Origin of the sequence: Streptomyces sp. So13.3, assembly GCF_005860785.2 — a bacterium.
Taxonomy (GTDB): Bacteria; Actinomycetota; Actinomycetes; order Streptomycetales; family Streptomycetaceae; genus Actinacidiphila; species Actinacidiphila fildesensis.
Genome location: NZ_CP048835.1, coordinates 4,793,565 through 4,820,549 on the forward strand (window position 1 = coordinate 4,793,565; position 26,985 = coordinate 4,820,549).

Here is a 26,985-nt window from a genome sequence, read left to right on the forward strand (position 1 = left end):
GTGTTCTTACTGGTACGGCTGTTCGTGGTCGGTCGGACAGCCCCTAGGCGTCGAACGCGGTGAGCAGCAGCGCCACGTCGTCCGCGCGGTGCGTCGACAGGCGGGCGTCGGCCAGCAGCCGGTCGGCGAGGTCCTCCAGCGAGCTCTCGTCGGCGTGCGCGAGCGAGACCCGCAGCCGGTCGATGCCCTCGTCGATCGGGATCCCCGGCTCCTCGACCAGCCCGTCGGTGTACAGGGCGAGCACCGAGCCCGGCGGCGGCACCAGTTCACTGATCGGGTACTCCGCCAGCGGATCGACGCCGAGCAGGGCGCCGCCCGCGAACTCCAGCACGTCGGTGTGGCCGTCGGCGTGCCGCAGCAGCGGGGGGAGGTGGCCGGCGCGCGCGATACGGGCCCGGCTCGCGGTCCTGTCCAGCTGGATCAGACAGCAGCTGGCGAGCAGGCCTGGGTCGAGCTCGGACAGCAGCCGGTTGGTGCGGACCAGCACTTCGTTCGGCTCGCAGCCACTGGTGGCGAAGGCCCGCACCGCGCTGCGGAGTTGGCCCATGGTGGCGGCGGCGGCCACGCTGTGACCCTCGACGTCGCCGATGACCAGGCAGAGTCCCTGCGCGGTGACGATCGCGTCGTACCAGTCCCCGCCGATCTCCATGCTCTGTGTCCCCGGCAGATAGCGGGCGGCGATGGCGACACCGGGCACCTCGGGCAGTCGGTGCGGCAGCAACGCGTTCTGGAGGCCGCGGGCGAGGGCGAACTCGGTGTCGTACAGCCGGGCGCGCTCCAGCGCCTGGGCGATCAGACCGCCGAGCGCGGTCAGCACGCCGCGTTCCTCGGACGTGAACGGGTGGGGCTCGTCGAAACCCAGGATGCAGCTGCCGACGGGGTGCCCGGAGGCGATCAGCGGGAGGAAGGCCCAGGCGCACATCTCGTCCAGCGGTATCCCGGGGTAGGCGCCGGACAGCTCGTCGACGGACGCGAAGAAGATCGGCGCACCGGTGCTCAGCGTCTCCACCCCGGGCAGCCGGGCCCCCATCGGCGTGCCCTCGAAACGGTCCAGGAACGCCTCGGGGTAACCCTCCTGGTGGGCGAGGTTCAGCCGGTTCCCCGCGACGACGTAGATCGCCAGTTCCTGGCCGCCGAAGGCCGGCAGTATCTGCTCCGCGACGGCCGTGCACACCTCACGGACCGTGACGGCCTGGGTCAGCGTGCTGGCCAGTTCCAGCAGGCGGTAGATGGCCCCGACGCCGGCGCGCCGTGCGGGGGTCGACGGCCCGAACGCCGAGGCCGGGGTCTCCGCGTCCTCGGTCGGCTGCGGCGCCGGACCGTCGTGCTCGGGGGGCCCGCTCGCCGGGACGACGGTGCCGGTGACCCCGTGCGCGTCGGGGTAGAAGGCGAAGGCCAGCCACCGGTCGGGCGGGCGGCAGGCGAGATACGCGGTGGACTGGCGGGAGATCATCGCGGCTCGGTGGCTGTCCTCGTACGCGGGGTCGGAGAGCCAGCTGAGGCAGTCCCACAGCTGCCGCCCGAGCATTTCCTCGCGATGGGCCCCCAGCAGCAGCTCGGCGCCGAGGTTCGCGTAGGTGATCCGGCCGTCCGGGTCGAGCGAGAGGATGCCCTGCCGCAACCGCTCGACGGCCTCGGCGGCGGCGACGCCGGTCCCGGTGTCGAGGACGGTGCCGACCAGATGATCAGCGTCCTGACCAGCAGCTGTCCCGGAGGTCCTGCCCCGTACCTCGATGGTCCGCGACCGGTTCGGCCCGGCCGTCACCCGCAGTCGCGTGGCGAGCACCCGGCCGTCCAGCAGCGCGCTGCGGGCGGCGGAACAGAATCCCGGCAGGTCCTCCGGGTGGATCCGGGCGGCCAGGGTCTCGGCCCGGCCGTCGAACTGGTCGGAGGCCCAGTCGAAGATCGCGCACAGCTCGTCGTCGGCGGCGACGGTGCCGGTGGTGAGGTCCCAGTCGAACAACCCCAGCCGGATCGCCGTACCCGACGCGGTGGGCAGCTCGATCACCGCCGTGTCGCCCCCGCCCTCCACCCGGTCCCCCCGGGCGGTCAGTTCCGCCAGCAGGGCCCCCAGCCGGTTGGCCGCGGACCGCAGGTGCCGGCGGGCGCCAGGCGGCAGCCCGACGGACGAGGGCGTCCACAGCCCGCACAGCACCCCGAAGCTCTCCTGACCTGCGACGATCGGCGCGCAGACGGAGGCGAACGAGTACGGCAGGCCCACCAGCAGCTGCGGGAAGCGCCGCAGCGTCTCCTCCGTCCCCGACAGGCACACACTGCGGCCGGTGCGATAGGCCATCGGGGCGGGCAGCGGGCTGCGCACGGAGATCCGGCGGAACGACCCCAGCGCCGACACGGGGACGCCGGCGACGGTGCTCAGCACGAGCGAGCGCCGGTCACGGGAGCGCAGGTACACCATGCCGCAGTAGGCGTCGGTGTCCCTGAGCACCTTGCGCACGGCAGCGGCGAGCAGCTCGTCCCGCTCCTCGGTCTCCACAGGCGGGAGGGCAGGGGCAGCGCCGCCCACAGTGGCCTGTGATGTCGGTGCGGTCGGTGCGGTCTGCGGGGCCTGTGGTGGGTCGGGCCCGCGCCGAAAACGGCGGACACCATCGGGACCGATCCCGGTGCGCGTCGCCTCGGTACTGCCGGTCACTTGCGTCCCTCGCGGGTCCGCCGGCACACCCTGGCGCATCTCTTCTCTGTACGCCCGCCCTCCAGGGGTGTCAAGGCGAACCAGGAGTGGCGGGGCCATCTTCCGTCACCGAGCGTTACCGAATCCTGGCCCCGACCGAGGCGGTCGGGGCGGAAGATATCGCCCGTCACAGGGCCCTGAGGCGGGCAGTCGGCCGTGTATCGCCGACGCCGGCGACGCGCTCCTCATGCGTCAGGGTTCGGTGCCACGTGCTTCGTGGGGATGCGCTGTTCGGACCAGATGATCTTTCCGGCGCTGGTGTAGCGGGTGCCCCAGTGTTCGCCCAGTTGGGCGACGAGGAACAAGCCGCGGCCGCCTTCGTCCGTGGTGGCCGCGTAGCGGAGGTGGGGGGAGGTGCTGCTGGTGTCGGTGACCTCGCAGATCAGGCTGCGGTCCAGCAGCAGGCGGACGGTGATCGGGCCTGCGGCGTGGCGGATGGCGTTGGTGATCAGCTCACTGAGGATCAGCTCCGTGGTGAAGGCCAGTTCGTCCAGTCCCCACTGCTCCAACTGCCGCTCGGCGGCGGCCCGTACGGCGGAGACGGCGGAGGGTTCCGACGGTACGGACCAGCGGGCGATCCGGTCCTCCGGCAGCGCGCGGGCCCGGGCGACGAGGAGGGCGACGTCGTCCTTCGGTTCTGCGGGGAGCAGGGCGTCGAGCACCGCGTCGCAGGTCTGCTCCGGGTCGCGGTCGGCGCCCGCCAGGGCGGTGCGGAGGAGGTCGAGCCCGACGTCGATGTCCCGGCTGCGGTCCTCGACCAGGCCGTCCGTGTAGAGGACCAGCTTGCTGCCCTCGGGCAGTTCGTGTTCCACCGCTTCGAAGGGCAGGCCGCCCAGGCCCAGCGGCGGGCCGGCCGGCACGTCGAGGTACTCCACCGATCCGTCGGGATGGACGAGCGCGGGCGGGAGATGGCCGGCGCGGGCCAGCTCGCAGCGCCGCGAGACCGGGTCGTAGATCGCGTACAGACAGGTCGCGCCGGCGGCGGGGGTGCCGGTGCCCGGGGCCACGTCGTCCTTGTCCATCCGGCTCACGAGGTCGTCGAGGTGCGCCAGCAGATCGTCGGGCGGCAGGTCCAGCATCGAGAAGTTGTGCACCGCCGTCCGCAGCCGGCCCATGGTGGCGGCGGCGTGCATGCCGTGCCCGACGATGTCCCCGACGACCAACGCGACGCGGGCGCCCGGCAGCGGGATGACGTCGAACCAGTCGCCGCCGACTCCCGCCCGCGCGGGCAGATAGCGGGTGGCGACGTCGAGAGCGTCCTGCTCGGGCAGTCCGTGCGGCAGCAGGCTCTGCTGGAGGGTGACGGCCATCGCCTGGTTGCCGGTGACGGCCGAGTCGATCTGCTCCTGGGTCGTGTACTTCGTGTCGAAGAACCCGGTGTTGCGGCCGACGCGCAGCACCGCCACCCGGTCCGTGACCGCACGGACCTCCTCCATCTCATGGCTGACCAGGAGCACCCCGAGCCGCTGGTCCCGCAACCGCTGGACCAGTGCGAGGACCACGGCGGCCTGTTGGGGGCCCAGCGCGGCGGTGGGCTCGTCCAGGATGACGAGTTCCGGCTCCCCGAGCAGCGCCCGCGCAATGGCGACGCCCTGCCGCTGCGCGGCGGAGAGCGAGGCGACCGGGACGCGCAGGCTCGGGATCCGGACGGACAGCACGTTGAGCAGCGCACGGGAGCGCTTCTCCATCTCGACCTCGTCGAGCCTGCCGAACCGGCGGACTTCGCGGCCGAGGAAGAGATTGGCGACGGTGTCGAGGTTGTCGCAGAGCGACAGGTCCTGGTGGACGGCGACGATGCCCAGCTTCTGCGCGTCGAGCGGCGTCCGGAGGTCGACCGGCCGGCCCTTCCACTCGATCACCCCGCTGTCCGGCGGGGACACCCCTGCGATGACCTTGACCAGGGTGGACTTACCCGCCCCGTTGGCGCCGACCAGACCGATCGCCTCGCCCTCGCCGATCTCGAGGTCGACCCCGCTCAGAGCTTGTACGGCGCCGAACCGTTTGGAGATTCCGCGCACGGCCAGCAGGGGGGTGTCTCGCACCAAAACTGCCTCCTACCCCGGGCCGGCCGGACTCGGGGACAAATATGCCCGGCGGACTCCGTCAGTGCACCGCGACGCCCTCGGGCGTTCGGATTCGCGATCGTAGAGGACATCGGCACGGATCGTCCCCATCTGGATGATCCTGAGGCCGAACAGATGAAAGCCCCGACCGGGAATCCGGTCGGGGCCCTCTATGAGCAACGGCTGCGGCCGTTGCTACAGGTACGGCTCAGTGAAGTTGACGATGGCTCACCTCTTGGTGGTCGGCACCGACGAAGGGGTTCCGGCGAGTCGGCAGGTGTTCGTCAGCCGGCCCAGCGGCCGGAGGTGAAGGCCACCGCGAGGACGGTCATCAGCGGGGCGGACAGGCAGACGTAGGCGGTACGGATCCAGGGGTGGTGGAGGGCCCAGCGGGCGAGACCGGTCCACAGGGGCCACCACAGGAGGGTGGCGCGGGGGATGGACATGTACCAGTACGAGGTGCCGAGTGCCCAGAGGGTGAGGGCGATGTAGGCGGCCTCCGGCCACCGGCGGCGTTGCAGGAGGCGGGCGAGGAGGAGCAGGCCGACCACCATGGCGACGAGTTCGGCCCGGAACATGAAGGCGTAGCCGGTGGTCTGGGCGTGGGAGAAGGCCGAGTCCCAGGTGTTCTGCCAGGCCTCCCTCGGGGTGTGGAACTGCCGGAACCAGCCGCGTTCCTGGGCGTGCTTCCAGGCCATCCAGTCGCCGGTCCTAGCGTGCAGGTACCAGGTGTAGGCGAAGGCGGGCAACGCGGGAAGGGCCAGCCAGGGGAGTGCGCGCAGGCGGTCGCGGAGGCCGGTGGCGGTCAGGAATTCGACGGCCAGGGCGGCCGCGAGGAACAGTCCGCTGATCCGGACGGTGGTGGCGCAGCAGGCCAGGACCGCCGCCAGCGGCCAGCGGCCCTTCTTCGCGGCCAGCCAGGCGGGCAGGGCGAGGGCCAGGAAGAGGGCTTCGGTGTAGCCGACGGCCAGGAACACCGCGCAGGGCGACAGCAGGAGGAAGAACACCGCGTGCTCCCCCGGGTCGCCTTCGCCGGTTTCCGTGTTCTTCGCGGCGAGGTGGAGGCGGGCTATTCGGGCGAGGGCCAGGACCGCGACAGCCCCGGCGACGAGCGAGATCAGCAGGCCCGCCACCGTCCAGCTGGGCACGACGGTGTGCACGGCGCGGAGCAGCAGGGGAAGGCCGGGGAAGAACGCCTCGCGGTTGTCGGGAGGGGCGGAGGCGGACCCGTCGGGGCTGCCGAAGTAGCCGTACTGGGCGATGCGGACGAAGTACGACCAGTCCCACTGCTCCCACCGCGAGAGCAGCGGTGGTGCATCCTTTGCCCGGCCGTCCCCGGTGAACAGCCAGCCGGTGCAGTAGGCGGTGATCCAGATCCCGGCCCGGGTGAGCAGATAGAGCGCGAGCACCTTCCGGTCATTGGCGCTGACCGAGGCGAGCAGCCGGTGTACGGCCGAACGCGCCGGTGCCAGTGCCGGTGGACGGTGCTCACGTGGGCGGCCGCTCTGGCCCCGCCTGGGGGAGGGCAGCAGCTGGTGCGGCCCCGCTTCGGCCTCGGCCTCCCGCGTCCGCGGGGCTGGTACGACGGACATGTTCGGCTCCGGACGGTGAGGTGGGAGGGCGGGGGCGGGCGTTTTTGGGCATGCGGGATCGCCCGGCGGCGCGACCGGTTCGTTCAGGAGGTGGTGCGGGAGGTGGCGGAGATCAGCCGGGCGGAGATCAGCCGGGCGGCGAGGTGGTCCGCAGCGTCGACTGCGTCGTGCTGCCCGGCGGCGGGACCGAGGTGGCCGTACCGGCGGGCGGCCCGCCCGGCCCGTAGGTCGCCATGCCGTGGGAGTCCGTGCCGTGTGTCGTCCCGGTCGCGGTCGGCGAGTCGCTGGGCTGCCCGGACCTCGACTGCGTCGGCAGCGGTTGTGGCGGGGTCGGTGATGCACCGTCCGGGTACGAAACGGAGGGCGATGTCGCGGGAGCGACCGTTCCGCCGCCGAACGGCAGGACGGCTGCCGCCGCGATGCCCGTACCGCCGACCATCAGGCAGGCGGCGAGCGCGTACGCGGCCGTCCGGCGGCGCCGGACCCGGTCGCCGCGCGCCATGATCACGGCGACGGGGACGGGGGCCGCCGCGGTCTGCCCGGCAGCGGCGGCGTTCTTGAGCGCGCTCGTCAGCGCGTCCTCCGGCGCATTCGGACCGTGCGGGTCGTGCCGGTCACGGGGGTCGTGGGGGTCGTGGAGCTCAGGCACCGGGAGCCTCCTCGGCGTGCGAATCGTGCGAACGATGCGAAGCGTTCGGATCGCCAGGACCGCCCGGATCACCGGAACCGCCGGAACCGCCCCGGCCGCCCGGATCGGCCGGATCCGTCAGGCGGTCGGCGAGCGCCGCCCGGCCCCGGTGCAGATGCGTCTTGACGGTGCCGCTGGAGACTCCGGTCTCGGCCGCGATCTGGTCCACGGACAGATCGCAGACGTAGTGCAGGACCACCGAGCGCCGCTGCCGCGGCGACAGTTCGCGCAGCGCCGACACCAGGGCCACCGGCTCGGGACCTGGTCCCTCGACGGACGGCGTGCCGCCGTGCCGCTGCCAGGCGTCGTCGGAGCGCCGGCGGCCGCGCCACCGGCTCACCGCGAGCCGCCAGGCGACCGTACGGATCCAGGCCTCCGGAGCCCCGTTGCGGTCCAGCTGCCGCCGCCGGCTCCAGCCGCGGACGAAGGCCTCCTGTACGACGTCCTGCGCCTCGTGCAGGTCGCCGAGCATCACATAGAGCTGACCCGTGAGGCGTCCCACCGCATGCGCGTAGAACTCCTCGAACTCCTCGACGGTCAACACTCACTCCAGATTCTCCGCGGACTCACCAGGCATACGCCTGGGCCCCCGCGTCCGGTTGACAGTGAACGCCGAAAAGTTTTTCCGGGGAGCCAAAGTTCTTCCGGGGAGCCAGGAAGGGCGGGATGCAGCGGACTCCTGGGGCCCCGACTGGGGCGCCGGCTGGGGCGCCGGCACCCGTCCGACCGGAGCCCCGATGATGTCAGCGCTTGCGCGTGCCGAAGAGCGAGCGGCTGATCTCGCGGCCGATCTGGGTGCCCAGCGAGCGCGTCAGTGATGTGAAGACGCCGCTGCCGACGACCTGCTCCACGACGCTCTTCTCCCCCTCGGCCGCTTTCCCCGCGGCTTTCCCGCCCGCCTTTCCAGCGGTCTTCGCGGGCGCCTCGGCGGCTTGCCGGCCGGCCGCCGGGGCCATGGCGGCGTCGGCGGCCGCGTTCAGCTTCTCGTAGGCCGATTCGCGGTCGACGGCCTGCGCGTAGCGGGCGTAGAGCGGCGACGACTTGACGGCCGTGTCCATCGTGGCCGCTTCGATGGGTCCCATCAGGGACTGCGGGGCCCGCAGCCGGGTGGCGGCGACCGGGGTCGGCGCGCCCTTCTCGCTGAGGACGGTGACGACGGCCTCGCCGGTGCCCAGCGCGGTCAGCAGCTCGCCCAGGTCGTAGGCGGAGTTGGGGAACGTCGAGACGGTCGCCTTCAGGGCCTTGGCGTCCTCGGGGGTGAAGGCGCGCAGGGCGTGCTGGACGCGGTTGCCGAGCTGGGCGAGGACGTCGGAGGGCACGTCCTTCGGGGTCTGGGTGACGAAGAAGATGCCGACGCCCTTGGAGCGGATCAGCCGCACCGTCCGGGTGATGGCGTCGAGGAACGCCTTCGACGCGCCGTTGAAGAGCAGATGGGCCTCGTCGAAGAAGAAGACCAGCTTGGGCCGGTCGATGTCGCCGACCTCCGGGAGGTCCTGGAAGAGGTCCGCGAGCAGCCACATCAGGAAGGTGGAGAAGAGCTGCGGCTGGTCCTGGACGGCGGGCAGTTCCAGTACCGACACCATCCCGCGCCCGTCCGGCGCGGTCCGCAGCAGTTCGCTGGTGTCGAACTCGGGCTCGCCGAAGAACGGCTCGGCGCCCTGCGCCTCGAACGCCGTCAGGGTCCGCATGAGGACGCCGGCGGTGGCGGACGAGATGCCGCCGATGTTCTTGAGCTCGCCCTTACCGACGTCGGAGGTGAGGAAGGCGATGACGGCCCGCAGGTCCTTGAGGTCGATCAGCTCCAGGCCCTTGGTGTCGGCGTAGTGGAAGATCAGGCCGAGCGACTGCTCCTGCGTCTGGTTCAGCCCGAGCACCTTCGACATCAGGATCGGGCCGAAGCCGGTGACCGTCGCCCGCAGCGGGATACCGGCGCCGATGCCGCCGAGCGCGTAGAACTCGGCGGGGAAGCCGGACGCCGCCCAGCTCTGGCCGACCTCGGCGGTGCGCTGCGCGACCTTGTCGTTCGGCTGACCGGGGGCGGAGATCCCGGAGACATCGCCCTTGACGTCGGCGAGGAACACCGGCACCCCGTTGGCCGACAGCTGTTCGGCGATCAGCTGCAGCGTCTTGGTCTTGCCGGTGCCGGTGGCGCCCGCGACGAGGCCGTGCCGGTTGAGCATGCCGAGCGGGATGCGGATCTGGGCGTCGGCGTGGCAGGTGCCGTCCCACAGCAGCGCGCCCAGGTCGAGCGCCGGCCCGGTGAAGGTGTAGCCGGCCAGGATCGTCGCGGCGGGGCCCGGCAGATCCGCCGCGGGGCCGGGCCGGTCGGTGGAACGGACGGCGGACGCCCCAGCGGACGGGACGGATGGCGCATCGGGAGACATACCGGACGGCGCATCGGCGGACTGCGCGGGGGACGCGCCGACAGGCGAATCCGCGGGCGGATCGGCCGGAAGTGCCGCCTGGGCTTGCGGATCGGTCATGGCAGGCTCCCGCTAGGTCCGGCTATCGACGTAAATACCACCTTTGCACTCCTCCGCCACTGCTGCGCCCGCACGGGCTCGCCCGGTAGGCTTTCCGTGTGATCTTCAAGCGCATCGGAAACGGGCGGCCGTACCCCGACCACGGCCGGGTCAGCACGCGAGAGTGGGCGGATGTCGCTCCACGTCCGGTACGCCTCGACCAGCTGGTCACCACCAAGGGCCAGCTCGACCTGGAAACCCTGCTCGCCGAGGACTCGACGTTCTACGGCGACCTCTTCGCGCATGTCGTGAAGTGGCACGGTGACCTGTATCTCGAGGACGGTCTGCACCGGGCGGTCCGGGCGGCGCTCCAGCAGCGCCAGGTTCTGCATGCCCGCGTCCTGGAGATGGACTGACCGAGGCGGCCGTACGGACCCGCCTGCGGACCCGCCCTGTGGGGGCGGCTGTTCGGAGGCGGGTGTTCGCCCTTTCGGGTTCGGCTGTCCGCCATTCATTGATCATTTAGTACGCTCCGGCGATGAGCGCACTACGCTGCGCCCATGAGCATGCTCACCCCTTCCGGCATGGGCGGGAAGTACCGGATCACCGGAAACCAGTACCCGAGAATGGGCCGGCCGCGAAGGCGCGGCCGTACCGCCCTGGCCATCGTCGCCTCGGTGGTGGTACTCGGCCTGATCGGCTGGGGCACGCTACAACTCATCGACGTCTTCACCGGCGGCAAGGACAAGGGCCCCGCCCAGGCCCACGCGGCCCCGGCGAGCTGCAAGCCGACGGCCGCCGCCACGCCGAAGCCGACCGGCAAGCCCGCCCCGCTGCCCCCGCCGGCCTCGATCGGGGTCACGGTCTTCAACGCGACGGCGAAGGGCGGGCTGGCCAAGACCACGGCCGATGAGCTGGCCAAGCGCGGCTTCCGCGTCATCAAGTTCAGCAACGCGCCGGTCGAGTACGACAAGAAGGTCACGGTGCCGGCGCTGATCGTGGCCGGCCCCGCCGGTGCGCAGGCGGCGAAGGTCGTCGGCACGCAGGTCGCGGGCTCCACGGTGAAGATCGACCCGAAGCGGGCGGGCCCGGGCGTGGACCTGCTGATCGGGACGCCCTACACGAAGCTGGCCGACCCGAAGGACGCCGCGAAGGCCCTGGCCGTCGCGGCCAACCCGACCCCGGCGCCCTCGCCCAGCTGCTAAAGGCCGCAAGGGCACGACAGCCGCCCGGAAGACCGAGAACCCCGAGAACGCCGAGAAGCCCCGGACCACCAGGTCCGGGGCTTCTCGCATCCGACGTCCAGTTCGTGTCGCGGCCCTGCGGCGGCTATCCGGCGGTGCCGTAGAGCCGGTCGGCTATCCGGCGGTGCCGTAGAGCCGGTCCCCCGCGTCGCCCAGGCCGGGGACGATGTAGCTGTTCTCGTTGAGCCCCTCGTCGACCGAGGCGGTGACGACGGTGACCGGCTTGCCCGCCAGCTCCCGCTCCATGACCTCGATGCCCTCGGGCGCCGCGAGCAGCACGATCGCGGTGACGTCGTCCGCGCCGCGCTCGATGAGCAGGTTGATGGCGGCGACCAGCGTGCCGCCGGTGGCCAGCATCGGGTCGAGGACGTACACCTGGCGGCCGGAGAGGTCCTGCGGCATCCGGGTGGCGTAGGTCTTCGCCTCCAGGGTCTCCTCGTCACGGATCATGCCGAGGAAACCGACCTCGGCGGTCGGCAGCAGCCGGACCATGCCGTCCAGCATGCCCAGGCCGGCCCGCAGGATCGGGACGACGAGCGGACGCGGGTAGGAGAGCCGTACGCCGGTGGTCGGGGCGACCGGGGTCCGGATGTCGACCTGCTCGGTACGCACGTCGCGGGTCGCCTCGTAGGCGAGCAGGGTGACGAGTTCATCGGCCAGCCGACGGAAGGTCGGCGAGTCGGTGCGCTCGTCGCGCAGGGTGGTGAGCTTGTGCGCGACCAACGGGTGGTCGACTACGTGGATCCGCATGCACCCGACATTAACCGAGTCCCAGGGGTCCCCGCCGCCGCTCGCTCTCTCCACCGATGCTCTGCCGACTCTCCGCCGAACACGCATCAAACCGCACGGTAGAGGGAAACTGTGCACATACGCCCGGAGCGCCCCCGGGTGCCCCGACCCCCCACGGGTGGTGCCACATGCCGGAGCGGAGCGAGAACGGTGACAAGCCGGAAGAGCCCGGTCAGCCGAAAGCGCGGAACAAGCAGACCAAACGCAAGACCCAGGAAGAACGCGACGCGGAGCGCCGCAGACGCCGGGTGATGTTCCTGCGCGAGCTGAACGAGGCCAAGGAGCTGCGCGAGCGCGTACAACCGCGCAGGGCGCGCGCGGCACGCATGCGGCAGGCCATGCGAATGCGGACGTTCCGCTGGTGACCGGCCGGACCTCCGGAACGTCCGGAAACGGTGCGGGGGCGGGCCGGAAGCCGCCTCCTGAGGGTGTTCCGCAGCCCGACGTGATGAAGACCTGGCACGTCGGAGTGCGGAAGACCCTTCGCAAAGCCCAGCTTTCTGCCACGATGCCGAGTGGGTGGGGTGCTCCCCGCCCGGTCCGGACGGCCTGAGACCTGTGGGAGAGTCACGGTGTACTTCGCCGCACTGCTCGCGCGCAACGAGAACGGTTGGCAAGCGAGCGAACCTGATCTCGACGATGTGGAAACCCTCGGCGACCTGAGCGACCTGGCCCGTGCGGCCATCGCCGAGGAGGAAACGGTTCTGGTCTTCATCGAGCAGGAGGACGCCTGGTTCGGTGTCATCCGCGTCGATGGTGAAGAGGACCCCAGGATCTATGTGTCCGATGCCGCCGCGGCAGCCCGTAGTTCGTACGGAGAGATCCTGCTCACCGACGAACTGCTCGGCCGGGACCCCGAGGACCCCCTCGACGTCCTGGTCGACCTCGACGGTACCGAGGACGGCGACGACGACGATGCCGACGAGGACGTGGTCCCCGGCCCCACCGAGGACCATGTGCCGGCCGGCCCGCTCGGCGAGGCCGGCCTGCTGTCCGATCTCGGTATGAGCGACAAGGAGCTGCTGGACCTCAGCGGTGACGGCGCGCTCACCGGAGAGGCGCTCGGTGAGATCGCCGAGGCGATCGGCTGTGCCGACGTTCTGGAGGCGGTCCGCTGAGCACCGCACCACCCCCGCCCGGTCCTCCCCGCGATCCGCTGCGCGACCCGTGGACCGGGCCGATGCGCCATGCCCTGGAAGAGGCCGGGCTCGCCCCGCGCACCGGCGATGTGCCGGTGGGCGCGGTCGTACTCGGCCCGGACGGCGTGGTCATCGGCAGGGGCCGCAACGAACGCGAGGCGACCGGTGACCCGACCGCCCACGCCGAGGTGCTCGCGATCCGCGACGCCGCTCAGGCGGTCGGAGAGTGGCGGCTGACCGGCTGCACGCTCGTCGTCACGCTGGAGCCCTGCACCATGTGCGCGGGCGCGATCGTCCTCTCCCGGCTCGACCGGGTCGTGTACGGGGCACTGGACGAGAAGGGCGGCGCCGTGGGCTCCCTGTGGGACGTCGTCCGCGACCGCCGGCTCAATCACCGCCCCGAAGTCATCCAGGGAGTGCTCGCCGAAGAGTGCTCCGCCCTCCTCACCCGGTTCTTCCGCTCGGGCGATTTCGGAGCACGGCCCCACGTGGGCTAAGCTCTCTCTCGGTAGCGTGTCCGAGCGGCCTAAGGAGCACGCCTCGAAAGCGTGTGTGGGGGCAACTTCACCGTGGGTTCAAATCCCACCGCTACCGCTCTTGAGCAGTAAGAACGAAAGCCCGGACTCGTACGAGTCCGGGCTTTCGTTCGTCCCTGGTCTCAGTTCTGGTCTCAGTTGGCCCCTACGGGCTCCCCTCCCCCGTTGTCGTCTCCATCGTCCGGCGCCTCCCCGGGCGCGCTATCGAGCGCTTCCTTCACCCGGGCGGCGATCTCTTCCGGCGCGAGATTCACGGTCGGCCAGAGCGCGTGTCCGAGCTTGTCGGCGATGTTCTTCAAGACCGGGGCCGTCATGTGCTGGTACCGGCGGCGCATCGCTCCGCCCGGCTCCCATCCCATGATCCCGTCAACGGCGGTGTCCGGGATGCCCAAGAGCAGCAGCACCGTGGCGGCCGTGTGACGAGCGTCATGCAGACGGCCGTCCCGCACCTTCGCAGCCTTCAACAGCCGCTTCCACTCGTCCCAGTCGTAGCGCGGATTCACGGGGCGGCCCACGTCGTCCGTGAACACCCACCCGCCTTCCTCCCAAAGCTGCCGGGCGTTCTCCTTGCTCCTCTCCTGTTGCTCACGGTGGAGCTTGAGCATCGGGAGGAGTTGCGGGGGCAACCCGATCGGCCGCTTCCCTGCCCGGGACTTCGTTTCCTTCGTGGCCGGCCGGATCGGCTTCCGCTGTTTGCAGTACCCGGGCTTCCTCCCACACGGCTTCTCGCAGCCGTGCGCGTACTTCGGTCGCAGCCGACTGCGCCGGACCCGCAGAACGCCGTTGTCGAGATCCAGGTCGATCCACTTGAGGCCAAGCGCTTCTCCCTGCCGCAGCCCGATAGCGAGCGCCAGGAACCAGCGCACGGGGTGCCGCCGGTCCGCGGCGGCGTCCATCAGGCGCGCGACCTCTTCGAGGGAGTAGGGCTCGACCTCTTCCTCATCCCCGTCCGGCTTGGGTGCCTTGGCCAGCCTCGCGGGATTCACCGCGAGGTGCCGGCGGCGGACCGCTTCGTTCAGCGCGGCCCGCAAGGTTCGGTGCGATTGGTGAACGGTCGCAGCCCTGCTGCCTTGGGCCTTCATTCGGGCGTAGAAACGCTCAATGTGTTCCGGCTCCAACTTGTCGAGCCGGTGTGCCCCAAGACCGGGCGTGAGGTGGACGCGTACCGCGACCTCGTATCCGGCGTAGGTGTTCACGCTGATCACCGGTTTGGCGATGTTCTCGACCCAATGGGCAAGCCACAGCTTGACCGTCCAGGGCTTACCGGGTTTGGGCATGACGCCGGATTCCCGCTTCTTCTCCAACTCCCGCACCGCCTTATGAATCTCGGCCTTGGTCTTGCGGGAGACGTGCCGGCGGTCGGGTGTGCCGTCGTCCTTCACACCCACGGTCACTCGGCCGTGCCAACGGCCGTCTTTGCCGAAGTAGATAGTGGACTCGCCGTTGGGCTTGCGGGTGCGTTTCTCGTTCTCTGACACAGAGGTCTCCTGAGAGGTGCAGCAGAAAATGGGAGAGGCGGTGGCCAGCCCGATCGGGCTGGCCACCGGCCTGGATTGGTCAGGCGGCGCGGTGGGCGCTGCGCAGGTGTGCGAGGCAGGCCGGGACGGCATCGGCGGGCACACGGCGCAGGCGGCCCACGGGGATGGACTCCAGCGCTCCCAGACGAATGAGGCGGTAGCAGTAGGTCCGGCCGATGCTGAGGCGGCGTGCGGCCTCTTCCACGGTGAGCAGGACCAGGGTCGGGTCGTATTCGGTGTCAGGGTCGGTGGTCACGGTTGGCTCCCTGATGCGGTGAGCGGCGCGGTGGTGGGTGACCGGAGGGGCGGCGGGTCGCCACAGAAACCACGCAATACTCAGAAATCAGGGGGCGTGCGCCTGACCTGCGATTTCGTGGGTTGTGGGGCCGGTTCGGGGGCTTCCACAGAAAGGGTCGGAAGTCCCACAGAAATAGAAGCGGGTATTTCTGTGGGACTTCCAGGGGTTTCTGTGGAAGCCCCGGGCAGCTCTCCGGAGGGCGTGTTGGTGCTGGTCAGGGCGTTGGGGCGGTGTTTCTGTGTATTGCGTGGTTTCTGTGGCGGGGTCCGCCCGGTCAGGTGGCGTCGGGGTCGTGCACGCGGGGGTGCACGAGGTACCGCGGTGAGGGCGGCCGGCCGCGTCCGCCGGTCCGGGCGGCTGGCAGGGCTCGCACCCAGCCGTGGTCTTCCAGCAGACCGAGGACGGGTTCGAGGTCGGCGACGGTCTTGAACTCCGAGCGGGAGAGCTTCATCAGCAGCTCTCGTTTGCTGATCTCGCCGACCTCGGCCGTCTTCAGTACGTCCAGGACGGTCCGCGCGCGATCCACGGTGGGATCGGCTCCCATGCGGTCGAATACCGCAAGGGCGTGGGTAGCGAAGTACTGCCCCAGTTCGATCGCGGCGTTCATCGTCGCTTCGGTGACGGGCATGGTGTGGGCGTTGTCCGGGTGTTCTGCCAGGTGCAACAGTCCAGCGATGCGGGCGACGGCTCCCACGAGTTTTCCCGCCCAGTCGCTGATGTGCCCGAACGCCCCACCGCGTGCCGCCAATTTGGGCTCTACAAGGTCCTGGAAGGCCAGTAGGGCGGTGTCCGCGTCGGGGGTGAGTTGCAGTAGCGCCGGATCCGTCCACTCCGCCAGGGACAGCGTGAGGGCGATGACGCGCCGCGTGTAGAGCTCCCGAACCTCCGGCGGGATGGGTTCGGGTTTCGAGATTCGCTGACCGACCAGGGATTCGGGCAGCGAGTACAGGAACCGTCCCAGCAGGCCGCGGCCCCGTCCGCCCTTGATGCGGCCGATGTCGTCCAGGACTTGCGGTTGGACGCACAGGCCCATGGTCAGGGCGGGGTGGTCGATGTACTCGCGGCGGGTCTGGCGGTCGACCCGTAGTCGGTCCCCGGCGTGGCCTTTGAGGAATGGCCCCATGTTCGGGGAGCCGCTGGTGTAGCGGCCCGCGATGATGTCGAAGATCTCGCCCTCGGCGGACATGACGGAGATCCGCCCTTCCTGCTGTGCCATGAGGGAGATGACGGTTTCGGCGGTCGCGTCGTCGGCGAGCAACTGCGGCACCACCGGAACGGTGAGGGTTTCGGCGGTCTGTGCCATGGCCACCGCGGTGGCCATCAACTCATCACGCTTGGCGCCGTCCGCTTTGGCTTCGCTGGAATGGCTCGCGGCCCCGGCCGCTTCCTTGGCGGCTTCTTTTGCGAGTTGGGCGGTCAACTCCGCTTCGACGATCAGCGGCTGTGTCATGGCTTTGAGCTGCTTCTCGGCGTCGTACAGCGGGTTGGAGAGCAGATCGAACACAGCGGATTTGCGGTTGGCGGGCGGGAGCGCGACGACCACGAACAGGTTCGTGGGCTCTCGCCAGTTTCCCCGCACGTTGACCACCGCCCGGCCGCCGGCGGCGGTGGCCAGTACTGCCAGGGCGATGCATCCGGCGAGGTCGATGGGGGTTTGGGTCTCTTCCGCGACGGCTTCGGTGAACTCCCGCAACCAGCCCGGCAGGGCATGGGCGGGGAAGGCACGAAGCTGCCGGTGACCGGTCAGGGGGACGGGGTTGTCCCAGACCTGCGGCGCTGGCTCATCCGGGTCCGACAGGGGCGCGTCCCACAGGTCCGGCAGGGATTCGTTCGGGGTGCTCACGCGGCACGCCTCCCTTCAGCGGGGTTGCGGAGCGGGCATTGGGTGCGGTGCGCGACGTGCTGTTCCACCAGGCGCAAGACGCTTCGCCGGTCGCGGGCGCGGCGCTCGAAGCCGCACGCGCACCACGCGTGCGCGGATACCGGGGCCGTCCAGGGCTTGGGGGCCACGATGTGGATCCACCCGACCACCCACGCGGGCCCGGCGGGGGTGGTCGGGTCAGGGCAGACAGGCTTGAAAGGACGGCCTGCGGCCGGCGACTTTCGGGCAACCACCGCCCGGCCGGCGGTGGGCTTGGCCGGGGGCGCGTCCTGGCCTCCGGTGAGGCTCAGTTGTCGGCTCTTAATTGCTGGGGTTTCCGCGCCGGTGGCCGTCATGCGGGCCGTCCCGGGTTGCGGGCGATGGACCAGTTCAGGGCTTGAGTGATCGTGGCCCTGCACTCGCGTTCCGACAGCCCGGCCGCCAATCCGGCGCAATTAAGAGCCTGCTCTACCTCGGCCCGGTCGAGATCCCCGGAGGCGACGAACCGGCCCATCGCACGGGCGGCGCGGGTGAGCTTGTCGTTGCGCTCACCCACCACGGCGGCCCGCACCGCGGCTTCCTCGTTGCGCAGGCCCACCGCGGCGTAGGACGAGGCGTCGCGCGCTACCCGGACCGTGGGAGCGTGCCGGGCGGGCGGTGCCGGTGTGAGCGCTTCCTGAAGCCATGGGGGCAGTGGCGCTACCGGCAGGTCGTCCAGGACGGTGTACGCGCCGGCCCGGGTAGAGCTGCCGGCGGCGACGACGTACCCGCCCCACGCCCGGGTGTCGATCTTCTTGCCCAAGTGGTCGCGGGTGTTGTGCAGCCGCACTCCGTCCGGGGTGGTGAAGTACAGGTGCTGGCCACCGCTCGCAGTCCGCACCCTGTAGGTGGCGGGCACGGCCTGCCCGGCGCGCTCGCAGAGCACTGCAAAGGTCGTCACGCCGCACGGCGTGCCCTTCGGGTCTTTCGGCTTGGGCATGTCGAGATCGACCACGACCAGCCCGGCCGGCCCGGTCGCGATCCCGATGTTGAACGGCCGGACCGCCCACGCGGCCCGAAGGCGGCCGGGGTCGGTGGTGGCCTGCTGTTCCCACTTGCGGTGCCCGGCCGCACACGGGCCGGACCCGGTACAGGAAGTCTCGCCATGCAGGGCGGGGGGCTTGTCGCCGACGCGCAGGGGAAAGACGAGCCAACCCCGTTCAGCGGCCTGAAGTGCTGCCGTCAGGAATCGATTCGGGGGGTGATGGGTCATGCTGGGGGTTCTCCTGTTTCTTCGAAGGGACGGAGAAACCGGGGCGGTCGCGATCTTTGGCGAGAGGCGACCGCCCCGGGCGTGTGTTCAGGCGACGTCGAACAGAGCGTCACCATGGGCGGGTTGGAGCAAGGAGCACAGGGCGTGGGCGGCCTGTTGCGGTACCACCCCGTTGCCCAGCGCTTTGAGCTGCGCGGTGCGCGACAGTGCGGGCACGTCGGTGACGTGGCCGGCGGGCAGGCCCATGAGCCATTCGACGAATACGGGGTTCAGGCGTCCCAGAGCGTTGGTTGGAGCGGGAGCGGGGCGCCGGCTGAGGTGTTCCCAGCGAGTGATGGCTGGGCCGTAGGCGCCCCAATCCGGTGCGCCGCCGACGGGAGCGTCAGATCCCCCTTGGAACCCCGCTGGTTCGGGCCGCCCTTGTCCCCGTCCGACGCGCGTGGCGTCGGCAGCAGCGCCCCCTTCAGGGTCGGATTGCCCCGCCCGTAGGTGGTGCTGGTCCGGTCCGCGTCGGCTGCCGCGGGTGTCGGCAGTAGCGAGCACACTTCCGCTGCCAGGCTCAGGCCGTGCGTCCCGGCTTCCTGCGAGGGGCTGCGTTTGGTCTGCCGGTTCTCGTTGGCCGACGCCCGTGGGGTGGGAAGCAGCGAGACGACGTGTCGCAGGTTCATCCCGCCCTGTGCCGCGTGCCCTGCTCCGGTCGCCTCCGACGTCGAGGGCGTCGGGAGCAGGGATACCGCGGTGGGAAGCTGTCCGCTCTGCCCGCCACCGCGCCAGTCCCGGGCGGCCGGTGTCGGCAGGCCAGGCGAGGACGAATAGCCGGTTGCGCTGGTGGGCGGCGCCGACATCGGACGCGCGAACAGTGCACCACCGCGCATCGAACCCGAGCGCGGCAAGGTCACCGAGGACGGCATCGAATCCGAGAGAAAGGTGCCCTGCGACGTTTTCAAAGACCGCGAGCTGGGGTCGTAGAACGCCAAGGGCGCCTGCGATGTGGGGCCAGATGTGGCGGGCATCGGCTGTTCCCTTCCTGCGGCCGGCGGTACTGAACGGCTGGCACGGATACCCGCCCAGCACGATGTCGACGGGTTCCACGTCCGTCCAGCGGACGGACGTGATGTCGCCCAGGTTCGGGACGCTCGGGTGATGGTGGGCGAGGATCTTCGCGGCGCCCGGGTCGTTGTCGGCGACCCACGCGAGGTCACCGCCGAACACGGATCGGACGGCCATGTCCAGACCGCCGTAACCGGTACACAACGAACCCAGCCGCAAGGCGGTGGGAGGGCTCATGCCGGGGGTTCTCCTGTTTCTTCGAAGGGACGGAGAAACCGGGGCGGTCGCGATCCTTTGGCGAGAGGCGACCGCCCCGGGCACATTCAGGTGACGGGCGGGCCGTCGGAGTAGGCGGCGTACTGCTGCCGGACGTAGCGGCGTGGTCCGCCACCCCGAATCCAGTCGTTCATTTGCCCGTACAGCGTCCGCAGCACTTCGTCTTGCGGATGGTCGCCGGAGGTCTTGACTTCCCCGTTGTCCAGGTCGAAGAGCGCTTGCGCGGCGTCGGCGGCCACATCGGCGGCGTCGGTGTCGCCGGGGGTGGCGAGGGCGATACGGTCCAGCAGCGCGGCTTTGCGGAGCTGCAACTCCCGCTCCCGTTCGGGGGTGTAGGAGATCCGCAGTGCCGCTACGAGGTGCAGGACGGTGTTGATCTCGCGGATGATCGGCGGGGCATCGGCGTACTCCTCAGGCGACAACATGCGGGTCACCACTTCCTGTCGGGGTCGTAGTCGGCGGCGGTCAGTTCGGGCAGCCCGGCGCGGTCGAGTGCGGCGGGGTCGAAGCCCGGCAGCGCGGCGCGGACGGTGAGCGCTGCGGCCAGCGCGGTGGCGTAAGCGCCCCCGGCCTGCGCGCTTTCGACCTGCGCCCGCGCGCGGATGACTTCCACCGTTTCCACGTGCCGGTGGTCCTCGTGGCGCTCGGTGGTGCGGCGGTCGTAGGCGAGGGTTTCGCGGCGGTCGGTGCGCCAGTACCGGACTGCCAGCGTGTAGGCCAGGACGGTGGCGATCGTCCAGAGCAGCAGGGGGAGCGGCAGGCCGTCCGCGTAGGCGGCGACTCCGGCGAACGCCAGGGTTCCGGCGGCGGTGAACGCCATGGCGGTCGCGGTGCCGTCGCCGTTATACCCGGAAGCCGAGTACCCGCCGGCGATGGCCGCGCCGGTGGCGAGGATTCCCATCAGCCACGCGTCGCCGGTGCTGTGTTCGGCGCCGTTGGCGTTCCAGATGCGGGCCAGGATCAGCACGGTGGACGTGGCGATGGCCGGCGCCGCTTTCGGCAACGCGTCGGTGAGCCAGTGCCGGGCGGTGGTCTGTTCATTCACGGCGTGGTGCTCCGTTCCGGTGGTCAGGGGCGCATGTGGCCGATGGTCTGGGCCGTGGAGGCGATGCCGTGGTTGATGGGTCCGGATGCGCCGGTGGAGGCGAGCAGGAACCCGAACATCACGGCGACGAAGCAGGCGCCGGCCTTGAGAGAGCCGAACTTGAGCAGCAGGGCAAGGAAGGCTCCGAACAGCAGGACGAGGGAGACGGTCACAGCCACGGGCGGGACTCCGTTCGGGGGGTGGCGGTCGGGGTGGGTCGGGTGCCGCGTTCGTAGGTGCGGCGCCACAGGTTCCACAGGTGGCGTCCGCGGCGTATGCGGATGCCGTGGCCGTCGCAGCGCCGGCAGTGCTTGCCGCGCTTGGGCTTGCCGTTGCGCTTGTGCGTGAGTTGGAAGCCCAACCCGTCGCACTTGTGGCAGCGACCGAAGGGCTGTGCGGCACACACGGCGATATAACACAGTGTGACGATGGCGAGGAAGGTGCTAGCAAGCAGTGGGAGGGTCATGAAGGGGCTCCAGGGCCGGTTTTCGGGGTTTGCGCAGGTCAGTCGCTAGGTGCTAGGTCCCTGCTCAGATGGCGAATGGGTTGCTAGCGAGGTTGCTAGGTCTAGCGAGGGGGCTTGCTAGACCTAGCAACCCTTCGGGCTACTTCTCGGCCCGTTCCTTGTTGCGCTGAGTAATCGCGTCGATGATGTGCTGACGCTCGATCCCGCGCCGGTTGGCGTCCTTACCGGCCTCGGTCTGGCCCCACACTTGGCCGGTGGTGATGCCGAACGGCTTCAGCGCGGTCGCCAGTTGGTCAGCCTTGGCGCGGCCCTTGAGCGCCTTCCAGTCCCCGTACGCGTCGGGGTTCAGCTCAGCGAGGCGGTCCACCACCACTTCGGACCACACCTTGGCCTCCGAGCGACCCAGCACGGCCGCCACCTCGTCCAAGATGGCGTCCGCCCGCCGGGTGGCCCGCTCCTCACCTGCGGCGTCGCCGGTCAGGGTGCCTTCGGCTTCGCGCAGGGCTGCGGCGCGGGTCAGGATCGACTCGGCGTCGCGGCCGTCCGCGAGGTAGGTGCGCACGATCCCGGCGTCATCGGACATGCCCTTGAGCAGGCCCACACCCTTGTGGGACTTGAGCAGCCGGGACGCGTCCAGGCCCTCGCCGTAGGAACCGGCACCCAGCACCACTTCGGAGACCTGGTAGGAACCGACCCGCAGGCAGAAACGGGCCTGGTGCTGGTCACGCAGCTTGGACGGGCACGCGGTGTCATCCGGCTTCTGCGTGGAAAGCATCACCGACACCCCCACCGCCGGGGCGACACGGGCGAGGTAGACCAGCAGATCCAAGATGACGTTGCCGTAGACGGGGTGCTGCAAGTACTCCTGCACCTCATCGACCACCACCAGCGTCAGCGGCATGTTCAGCTTCTTGTCCCGGGAGATCTCCGGGGTGAGCTTGCCCTCCGGGCAGATGTGCAACGGCAGCTCCGACAACCGGTGGTAGCGGTCCTCCACATCCCCCTTCAGCTCCTCCAGCGCTCTGACCAGCAGCTCGACCGGGTCCAGGCCGTTGCGCGGCACGATCCCGAAGCCGATCCGGTGCGCGACCAAAGAGAACTTGCGCCAGTCCGGGGACGCTTTGCCGTCGAACACGATCAGCCGCACAAACGGATCCAGCGCCGCGGCCAGGGCGATGGTGCGTGCGGAGAACGTCTTGCCCTGCCGCGGAACCGCACCGACCAGCAGCGACAGCCACAACACGGTCGCCATGACCGGGTTACCGCGCTCATCGACACCCCACGGGAACGGCTTCCAGAAGTCCACCCGGGTTGCCCCCATCAGGGGGGAGCGCCCGGCCGGGACCGCGAGCGGGTCACGGTCGGCGATCCACATCGACACCCGCCGCTCCGACGACACGTCCGGGTCCAGAAAGAGCTGTGTGGTGGCGATGTCGATCCCGGACGCGAGCGCCTTGCGCTTGCCCAACGCGTCGTTGAAGGACTTGCCGTAGGGCAGGTCCACGATGACGCGCCACCCGTCCCCGTCCCGGCCGATCGGCCGCGGGAACGCGATCCCCTGATCCTTGACGGTCAGCCCTGCCGCGGTGAACGCGCGGGTGATGATGTCGGACGACAGCTTCCGCTTGCGGAACGTGACCTTCGCCCGGTCAATCAGCGGCCGGTCCGCCGGCGCACCCGACACTCCCAAAGTGGTCGTCATCGTGGCGACCGCCAACGCCAGCAGCCATGCGGGCGCCATCACCCAGAGCACGAGCGCCCCGGTCAAGCCGACGACTCCCGCGAGACTGGCGAGGATGCCGCGCAGGCGAACCCGCGCATCACGCTGCCGGGACAACTTCAGGTAGTCGCCCGCGTCCTCTGCTTCGACCGCCGCAAGGCGCAGTGCCTTGCCTTCGGCGTCGAACACCCAGTGACCGGCGGCTGTTGACCACCGCCACGCACCGCGGGGGGCGTAGGCGAGGAGCTTGGGTGTGTAGATGCACGGCAGGCGCCACGCGTGATATCCGGCCATGGTCGAGTAGTGCCGTACCGCCCACCGGCGCACCGCCGCGCGCTGGTCAGGCAGCTTCACCCAGTCCGGGAAGACCGGCTGCCGCGCTTTGTCGTGGGCCTGCATCCACTCGGCGATCGACGGCGGATACACGGCCTTCGGCGGGTCAACCGGGTCACCCTCCGAGACTTCCCCTTCATCGTCGGGGGTCTCGTCGGGAAGGTCGGCCTGCCACTCCCCGGGCTTGATCTCCTCCGGGATGGACAGGTCCGGGGCGGGGCTGGGCTTCTTCTTCAGCGGGAACGGCAGCACCGACGCCGAATCGGTCAGGGTGTCGGTGCCGTCCGGCTCCCCTGCCGGGTGGTCAAAGTCGTGGGTCTCAGACACGGTGGGTGAGCTCCTCAGGATGGGAGTGGAAGGGGTCCGGCCGCGCTTCGGTCGGTTGACGGCCGGACCCCGGCTCGGCGAAGCAGTGCCAGCGCAGCTCAGATGTCGGTGAGCGCGACGGACGGGATTTCGTAGATGTCGGTCACGAACTCGGCGTTGGACCAGCGGCCCGGGCCGAAGTGGACGTACGCGAGGTGGACGCTGTTTCCGTCCCGGTCGGTCGTCTCGTAGACGAGGACGGTTGCGGCACCGCGCCGACCCCGGCGAATGCACTGGCGGGCGGTATCGACCGTCATCCGCTCGGGACACCAGTGCCCCGTGCGGTTGCTGCCCGTGTAGCGGACCAGGGAATTGAACGTGACGGGACGCATGGTGATGCTCCTTCGAGGCGGGGGTTAGGCGGCGCGCTGTTCCTCGGGATAAGCGCAGGCCACGCAGGCACCGAGCGACGTGGGGATGACGTATCCGGCATCCGTGCGGCAGTGCGGGCAGATGCGCCGGGCGGTGTTCGCCGCGGCGAGCGCCGCCCACTTGGCCGGCGTCATCGGCCGGACCGGTAGGGCCCGGTCGATGCGGTACAGGTACGCAACGCGGATGCCGCGGCCGTAGCGGCGCGATGCCCACATCACCTGTGCTGCGATGCCCTGCCCGCCGGGCCGTAGCCCGGTCGCGCGCAGTTGGCGGCGGGTAGCCAGGCCGTCAGGGGCGAGACGAAACGGGTAGGTGGGGATGCCGAACCGGCCCCCGTCCGGGTCATAGAAGCGCATCAGGGCGCGTCAACGAGGACCCGCTCAGCCTTGAGCGCATCGCGCACCACCCGGGCCTTGGCCGGCGCAGTCCGCAGCTCTTTGCGGATCGCCTCGGCGGTCAACTCAGCATCCGACCAATGGGCCGTGGCCTCCCGGGCCTCGGTCAGGAGCTGATCGGCGGTGCGGGTCGGTCGGGGGTTGCGGGCCGCTGCGGGGACTCGACCGGTCGCCCGACGCTTGGACTGCGCCGCGGCCATAGTCGGCTGCACCGTGACGGGTGCGATCGGGTCGGCGGTCGGGTGCGGGTCGGCTGCTTCGAGCGCCGGATAAACCGGCGGCGGCGTGTCAGCGTCCGGGATCGATACCGGCAGGTCAGACATCGACCGATTTCCGATTGTTACCTCATATTCCTCCTGGTTTGCGTCGGGGGTGGTTGGGGCGGGGGTGAGTTCGCCGAACTTCAGCAGGACCCTCGATCGGCGGGAAGTCTTGTACCGCCACAACAGCCCGTGTGCTTCGCGCAGATCGGCCCGGGCCAACAACCGGTCCCGCTCCAGATCGAGGGCGACGGCGTAGGAGGTGATCTCCCACAACGTCATCCGGCGCCACAGCGCGAACGTGGAAGGGAAGGCCAGCAGCCAACGCGAGCGGCGGATCTTCTCCATCCGGCGGCCGGTGACCGCACCGATCCGTGCCGCGTAGACGTGCGCGGCGACCTCGGACAGTGCCACCCACAGCAGGGGCATGGTGCCGTGCGCGATCTTCGCCGACAGGGAGTTCCCGGCGGCGATGTTGAGCCAGCACGTCACCCCGGTCAGGAACCACGGCACGAACCGCACCCACGCCAACGGCATGTCCATGCGGATCAACAGCAGATTCACGATGGAGAACACCGGAATCGCCGTGTCGATGCCGATCGGGAGCATCTGCGGAGGGGTGAAACCCCACCGCACCGCGGCGGCGGTCACGGTGCCGAACGACACGGCGAAGCCGGTCCCCCCGACCCCGACCCCCAACACGATGGCCCCCATGAGCAGGGCCCGTTCGAAGCGGGACAGCGACGGCAACCGGAGCGGCTCAGGAACGGTCGTCATGGCCGGCCCCCTCGATGTCCTCAGGGCCGCACATGCACTCATCCTCGGTGGCGCCCTGCCCGATGGAGCAGGCGCAGCAGATCCCGAACCACCCGATGACCTCGCCCGGCGCCATCGTGCACCGGTCGCACTCGCCGTTGTCCGCGGTCCAGTCGTCGTCCTCGGTCGTCCCGGAGTAGGCGTAGTCGTAGTCGAAATCGTCGTAGTCGTCGGCGGTCACTTGGCACCTCCTGTGCGGGTCAGGTGGGTTCCTCGGCGGCCGGCGCGGCGGCCGTTGACCGTGGCGGCCGGGGCGGTGTCATCGGCGATGTGCCAGCCACCACCGGACTGCTTCGCGGCGTACATCGCCTCATCGGCCCGGCGCAGCAGCGCCGACAGGTCGGCGGTCTCGGTGCGGGTGTCGATGGCCACGGCGCCGATGGAGGCGCCCACGGTCAGCCGGTGGCCTTCGAACTCGATCGGCTCACGCAGGGAGCGGAGGAGTTCACCGAGCATCCACAGCAGCTCAGCGCGGCTGTGGATAACGGTGATGGCCGCGAACTCATCGCCGCCTAAGCGGCCGATGATGGGGCCGTTGATCTGCCCCCAGAGGGTGAGGCGCTGTCCCACCGTGCGCAGGACCGCGTCCCCCGCGGCGTGGCCGTGGGTGTCGTTGATCTCCTTGAACCGGTCCAGGTCCAGGACGTAGACCGCGCTGCGGCCATCGGTCAGGGCCCGGCCGGCCCGGGCGGTGAACGCGTCGCGGTTGAGCAGGCCCGTCAGCGGGTCCCGGCGGGTGGCTTCGATCCGGTGGTGCAGCCGCAGCCCATGGACGGACCATCCGGCCGCGAGCGGCAGGGCAGCAGCCAAAGCGGCCATGGCTTGGCTCATGCCGCTTCCACCGCCCGGGATACCTGGGCGGTGTGGGTGCGAGAGGAGTTCAGGAAATGCACGGTGTGGGTGAGCGCCTCGGCGTACAGCGCGTCCCACCCGGCGATCTCGTCGCCGGCCTCGCCCTGGGCGATGAGGTCGGCGAGGATGTCGCGGGCCGCAGCCTCACGCGCCGCCCGCTCCTCGTTGCTCTCGCCCTGCACACCGAGGAACAGGGCCCGGTCGATCCCGAGCGCCAGCTCGTCGAACTCTTCACTGCCTACTACCTGCTGATTACCAATGTACGAACGCATGACGGAACTCCAGTAGACGAAGGGACGGAGAACCGGGAGGCCGCGATCTTTGGCGAGAGGCGGCCGCCCCGGGATGAAGCCGAACCGGCTCCCTGCCACCCCGCCCGTACAGCGCTAAGCGCCGGACGGACGGGGGAGGCAACCGGCCGCAACGCCGTAGCGCTGCGGAAAGGCTGTTCAGCCGATCGGAGGCGCCGGACACGAGGCCCGGGACCGCCAGCGCGGCGGGTTGTTCGGTCAAGCGGTCGGCGCCGGCGCGGTGGTCACCGCGCCGGCACCTGCGTATGTCGTGGAAACACAACGTCCTCCAGATCGAGGGAACAGAGGTCTTCACCAGCAGGCCGCAGCCGAAATGCGCTGCGGCCCGGGTGACCAGTGCACGTACTGTCTCTCTTTCGGGGACGCGGCTGCCGGTTCAAGGAACAGCTCGCTCAGGCCCCGTTTGAGGCAGAGAGACGTAGACCTTTCGGTCTGCCATCCGGACTGCCAAGGGATCGCACACCCTGCGGCATGCGACTGTCCGGTGCCCTCGACCCGATCTATCCCGGGCCCCTTTTCGTGCATTTCCGAGCAGCCCAAAGAAGGCCCTCGGA

28 protein-coding genes, 1 tRNA gene and 3 pseudogenes are annotated in these 26,985 nt (G+C 70.3%); 6 read left to right on the plus strand and 26 right to left on the minus strand.

Translation table 11 applies throughout. The features are described 5' to 3' along the window. Positions 1–43 precede the first annotated feature (43 nt). From C8250_RS21520 to C8250_RS21545, 7 genes and pseudogenes are all read right to left on the minus strand, one after another. A complete protein-coding gene (locus tag C8250_RS21520) occupies positions 44–2,494 on the minus strand; it encodes a SpoIIE family protein phosphatase (protein ID WP_244809262.1) in 2,451 nt (816 codons plus the stop codon). A gap of 380 nt (positions 2,495–2,874) precedes the next feature. Next, positions 2,875–3,999: pseudogene (locus C8250_RS43610) on the minus strand (ATP-binding SpoIIE family protein phosphatase); the annotation flags it as partial. 228 nt (positions 4,000–4,227) lie between these two features. Next, positions 4,228–4,731 (minus strand): annotated as a pseudogene (locus C8250_RS43615) (ATP-binding cassette domain-containing protein); the annotation flags it as partial. Between the two features lie 305 nt (positions 4,732–5,036). Further along, positions 5,037–6,344 carry a mannosyltransferase family protein gene (locus C8250_RS21530; RefSeq protein ID WP_138356231.1) on the minus strand — a complete coding sequence of 436 codons (1,308 nt, stop codon included), beginning with the start codon at positions 6,342–6,344 and terminating at the stop codon, positions 5,037–5,039. A gap of 127 nt (positions 6,345–6,471) precedes the next feature. Further along, a complete protein-coding gene (locus tag C8250_RS21535; protein WP_138356232.1) occupies positions 6,472–6,993 on the minus strand; it encodes a hypothetical protein in 522 nt (173 codons plus the stop codon). After that, positions 6,986–7,573 (minus strand): SigE family RNA polymerase sigma factor, encoded by a 588-nt coding sequence (locus tag C8250_RS21540; protein ID WP_138356233.1) that lies wholly within the window; start codon positions 7,571–7,573, stop codon positions 6,986–6,988. Before C8250_RS21540 ends, C8250_RS21535 begins: the two co-directional genes overlap by 8 nt. Positions 7,574–7,775: 202 nt before the next feature. Then, complete coding sequence (locus C8250_RS21545) at positions 7,776–9,416, minus strand: helicase HerA-like domain-containing protein (RefSeq protein ID WP_138356290.1); 1,641 nt, start codon at positions 9,414–9,416, stop codon at positions 7,776–7,778. 197 nt (positions 9,417–9,613) lie between these two features. Between C8250_RS21545 and C8250_RS21550 the strand changes: the two genes are divergently transcribed. Together C8250_RS21550 and C8250_RS21555 are read left to right on the plus strand one after the other, a co-directional pair. Next, complete coding sequence (locus tag C8250_RS21550; RefSeq protein ID WP_138356234.1) at positions 9,614–9,910, plus strand: type II toxin-antitoxin system VapB family antitoxin; 297 nt, start codon at positions 9,614–9,616, stop codon at positions 9,908–9,910. A 144-nt stretch (positions 9,911–10,054) separates the two neighbouring features. Next, a complete protein-coding gene (locus tag C8250_RS21555; protein WP_138356235.1) occupies positions 10,055–10,699 on the plus strand; it encodes a LytR C-terminal domain-containing protein in 645 nt (214 codons plus the stop codon). Positions 10,700–10,852: 153 nt separating this feature from the next. On the opposite strand, the gene upp is transcribed toward C8250_RS21555, so the two are convergent. Next, positions 10,853–11,488: a uracil phosphoribosyltransferase gene (upp, locus tag C8250_RS21560; protein WP_138356236.1), complete on the minus strand. Its 636-nt coding sequence runs from the start codon at positions 11,486–11,488 to the stop codon at positions 10,853–10,855. Between the two features lie 167 nt (positions 11,489–11,655). On the opposite strand from upp, the gene C8250_RS21565 reads away from it, so the two are divergent. The 4 genes from C8250_RS21565 (at position 11,656) to C8250_RS21580 (ending at position 13,260) form a co-directional block, all read left to right on the plus strand. Next, positions 11,656–11,892: a hypothetical protein gene (locus C8250_RS21565; RefSeq protein ID WP_138356237.1), complete on the plus strand. Its 237-nt coding sequence runs from the start codon at positions 11,656–11,658 to the stop codon at positions 11,890–11,892. Between the two features lie 207 nt (positions 11,893–12,099). Beyond that, complete coding sequence (locus tag C8250_RS21570) at positions 12,100–12,645, plus strand: hypothetical protein (RefSeq protein ID WP_138356238.1); 546 nt, start codon at positions 12,100–12,102, stop codon at positions 12,643–12,645. A gap of 62 nt (positions 12,646–12,707) precedes the next feature. Next, a complete protein-coding gene (gene tadA, locus C8250_RS21575; RefSeq protein WP_138356239.1) occupies positions 12,708–13,163 on the plus strand; it encodes a tRNA adenosine(34) deaminase TadA in 456 nt (151 codons plus the stop codon). Positions 13,164–13,173: 10 nt separating this feature from the next. Then, positions 13,174–13,260 (plus strand) — tRNA-Ser (locus tag C8250_RS21580). 76 nt (positions 13,261–13,336) lie between these two features. Here C8250_RS21580 and C8250_RS21585 read toward each other — a convergent pair. The 18 genes and pseudogenes from C8250_RS21585 to C8250_RS21660 form a co-directional block, all read right to left on the minus strand. Next, the gene (locus C8250_RS21585) at positions 13,337–14,680 is read right to left on the minus strand and encodes a site-specific integrase (RefSeq protein WP_244809264.1); all 1,344 of its coding nucleotides are present in this window, start codon (positions 14,678–14,680) and stop codon (positions 13,337–13,339) included. A gap of 79 nt (positions 14,681–14,759) precedes the next feature. Then, positions 14,760–14,975: an excisionase family DNA-binding protein gene (locus C8250_RS21590; protein ID WP_138356241.1), complete on the minus strand. Its 216-nt coding sequence runs from the start codon at positions 14,973–14,975 to the stop codon at positions 14,760–14,762. A 316-nt stretch (positions 14,976–15,291) separates the two neighbouring features. Next, a complete protein-coding gene (locus C8250_RS21595; RefSeq protein WP_138356242.1) occupies positions 15,292–16,860 on the minus strand; it encodes a YfjI family protein in 1,569 nt (522 codons plus the stop codon). Positions 16,861–17,230: 370 nt separating this feature from the next. Then, positions 17,231–18,130 carry a bifunctional DNA primase/polymerase gene (locus C8250_RS21600; RefSeq protein ID WP_138356243.1) on the minus strand — a complete coding sequence of 300 codons (900 nt, stop codon included), beginning with the start codon at positions 18,128–18,130 and terminating at the stop codon, positions 17,231–17,233. 87 nt (positions 18,131–18,217) lie between these two features. Then, complete coding sequence (locus C8250_RS44880; RefSeq protein ID WP_346268809.1) at positions 18,218–18,376, minus strand: hypothetical protein; 159 nt, start codon at positions 18,374–18,376, stop codon at positions 18,218–18,220. Positions 18,377–18,399: 23 nt separating this feature from the next. Next, positions 18,400–19,029: a hypothetical protein gene (locus C8250_RS44885; RefSeq protein ID WP_346268810.1), complete on the minus strand. Its 630-nt coding sequence runs from the start codon at positions 19,027–19,029 to the stop codon at positions 18,400–18,402. Further along, a pseudogene (locus C8250_RS44890) lies at positions 18,980–19,417 on the minus strand (DNA cytosine methyltransferase); the annotation flags it as partial. The gene C8250_RS44885 and the pseudogene C8250_RS44890, both read right to left, overlap by 50 nt. Positions 19,418–19,503: 86 nt before the next feature. Then, positions 19,504–19,881 carry a hypothetical protein gene (locus C8250_RS21610; protein WP_138356245.1) on the minus strand — a complete coding sequence of 126 codons (378 nt, stop codon included), beginning with the start codon at positions 19,879–19,881 and terminating at the stop codon, positions 19,504–19,506. 5 nt (positions 19,882–19,886) lie between these two features. After that, complete coding sequence (locus C8250_RS21615; protein WP_138356246.1) at positions 19,887–20,501, minus strand: hypothetical protein; 615 nt, start codon at positions 20,499–20,501, stop codon at positions 19,887–19,889. A 23-nt stretch (positions 20,502–20,524) separates the two neighbouring features. After that, positions 20,525–20,719, minus strand: a complete 195-nt coding sequence (locus tag C8250_RS21620; protein WP_138356247.1) for a hypothetical protein — start codon at positions 20,717–20,719, stop codon at positions 20,525–20,527. Beyond that, complete coding sequence (locus C8250_RS21625; RefSeq protein WP_138356248.1) at positions 20,710–21,006, minus strand: hypothetical protein; 297 nt, start codon at positions 21,004–21,006, stop codon at positions 20,710–20,712. The genes C8250_RS21620 and C8250_RS21625 overlap by 10 nt, the downstream gene beginning before the upstream one ends. Positions 21,007–21,145: 139 nt before the next feature. After that, a complete protein-coding gene (locus tag C8250_RS21630) occupies positions 21,146–23,386 on the minus strand; it encodes a cell division protein FtsK (protein WP_138356249.1) in 2,241 nt (746 codons plus the stop codon). A gap of 98 nt (positions 23,387–23,484) precedes the next feature. Beyond that, on the minus strand, positions 23,485–23,757 hold the full coding sequence (locus tag C8250_RS21635; RefSeq protein ID WP_138356250.1) for a hypothetical protein: 273 nt from the start codon (positions 23,755–23,757) through the stop codon (positions 23,485–23,487). A 24-nt stretch (positions 23,758–23,781) separates the two neighbouring features. Beyond that, positions 23,782–24,153, minus strand: coding sequence for an RRQRL motif-containing zinc-binding protein (locus C8250_RS21640; protein ID WP_138356251.1), 372 nt, complete (start codon positions 24,151–24,153; stop codon positions 23,782–23,784). Next, a complete protein-coding gene (locus tag C8250_RS21645) occupies positions 24,153–25,271 on the minus strand; it encodes a DUF2637 domain-containing protein (protein WP_346268765.1) in 1,119 nt (372 codons plus the stop codon). The genes C8250_RS21640 and C8250_RS21645 overlap by 1 nt, the downstream gene beginning before the upstream one ends. After that, positions 25,213–25,449, minus strand: coding sequence for a hypothetical protein (locus tag C8250_RS21650; protein ID WP_138356253.1), 237 nt, complete (start codon positions 25,447–25,449; stop codon positions 25,213–25,215). The genes C8250_RS21645 and C8250_RS21650 overlap by 59 nt, the downstream gene beginning before the upstream one ends. After that, positions 25,446–26,099: a GGDEF domain-containing protein gene (locus tag C8250_RS21655; protein ID WP_187144936.1), complete on the minus strand. Its 654-nt coding sequence runs from the start codon at positions 26,097–26,099 to the stop codon at positions 25,446–25,448. Before C8250_RS21655 ends, C8250_RS21650 begins: the two co-directional genes overlap by 4 nt. After that, positions 26,096–26,392: a hypothetical protein gene (locus C8250_RS21660; protein ID WP_138356254.1), complete on the minus strand. Its 297-nt coding sequence runs from the start codon at positions 26,390–26,392 to the stop codon at positions 26,096–26,098. The genes C8250_RS21655 and C8250_RS21660 overlap by 4 nt, the downstream gene beginning before the upstream one ends. Positions 26,393–26,985: the final 593 nt, after the last annotated feature.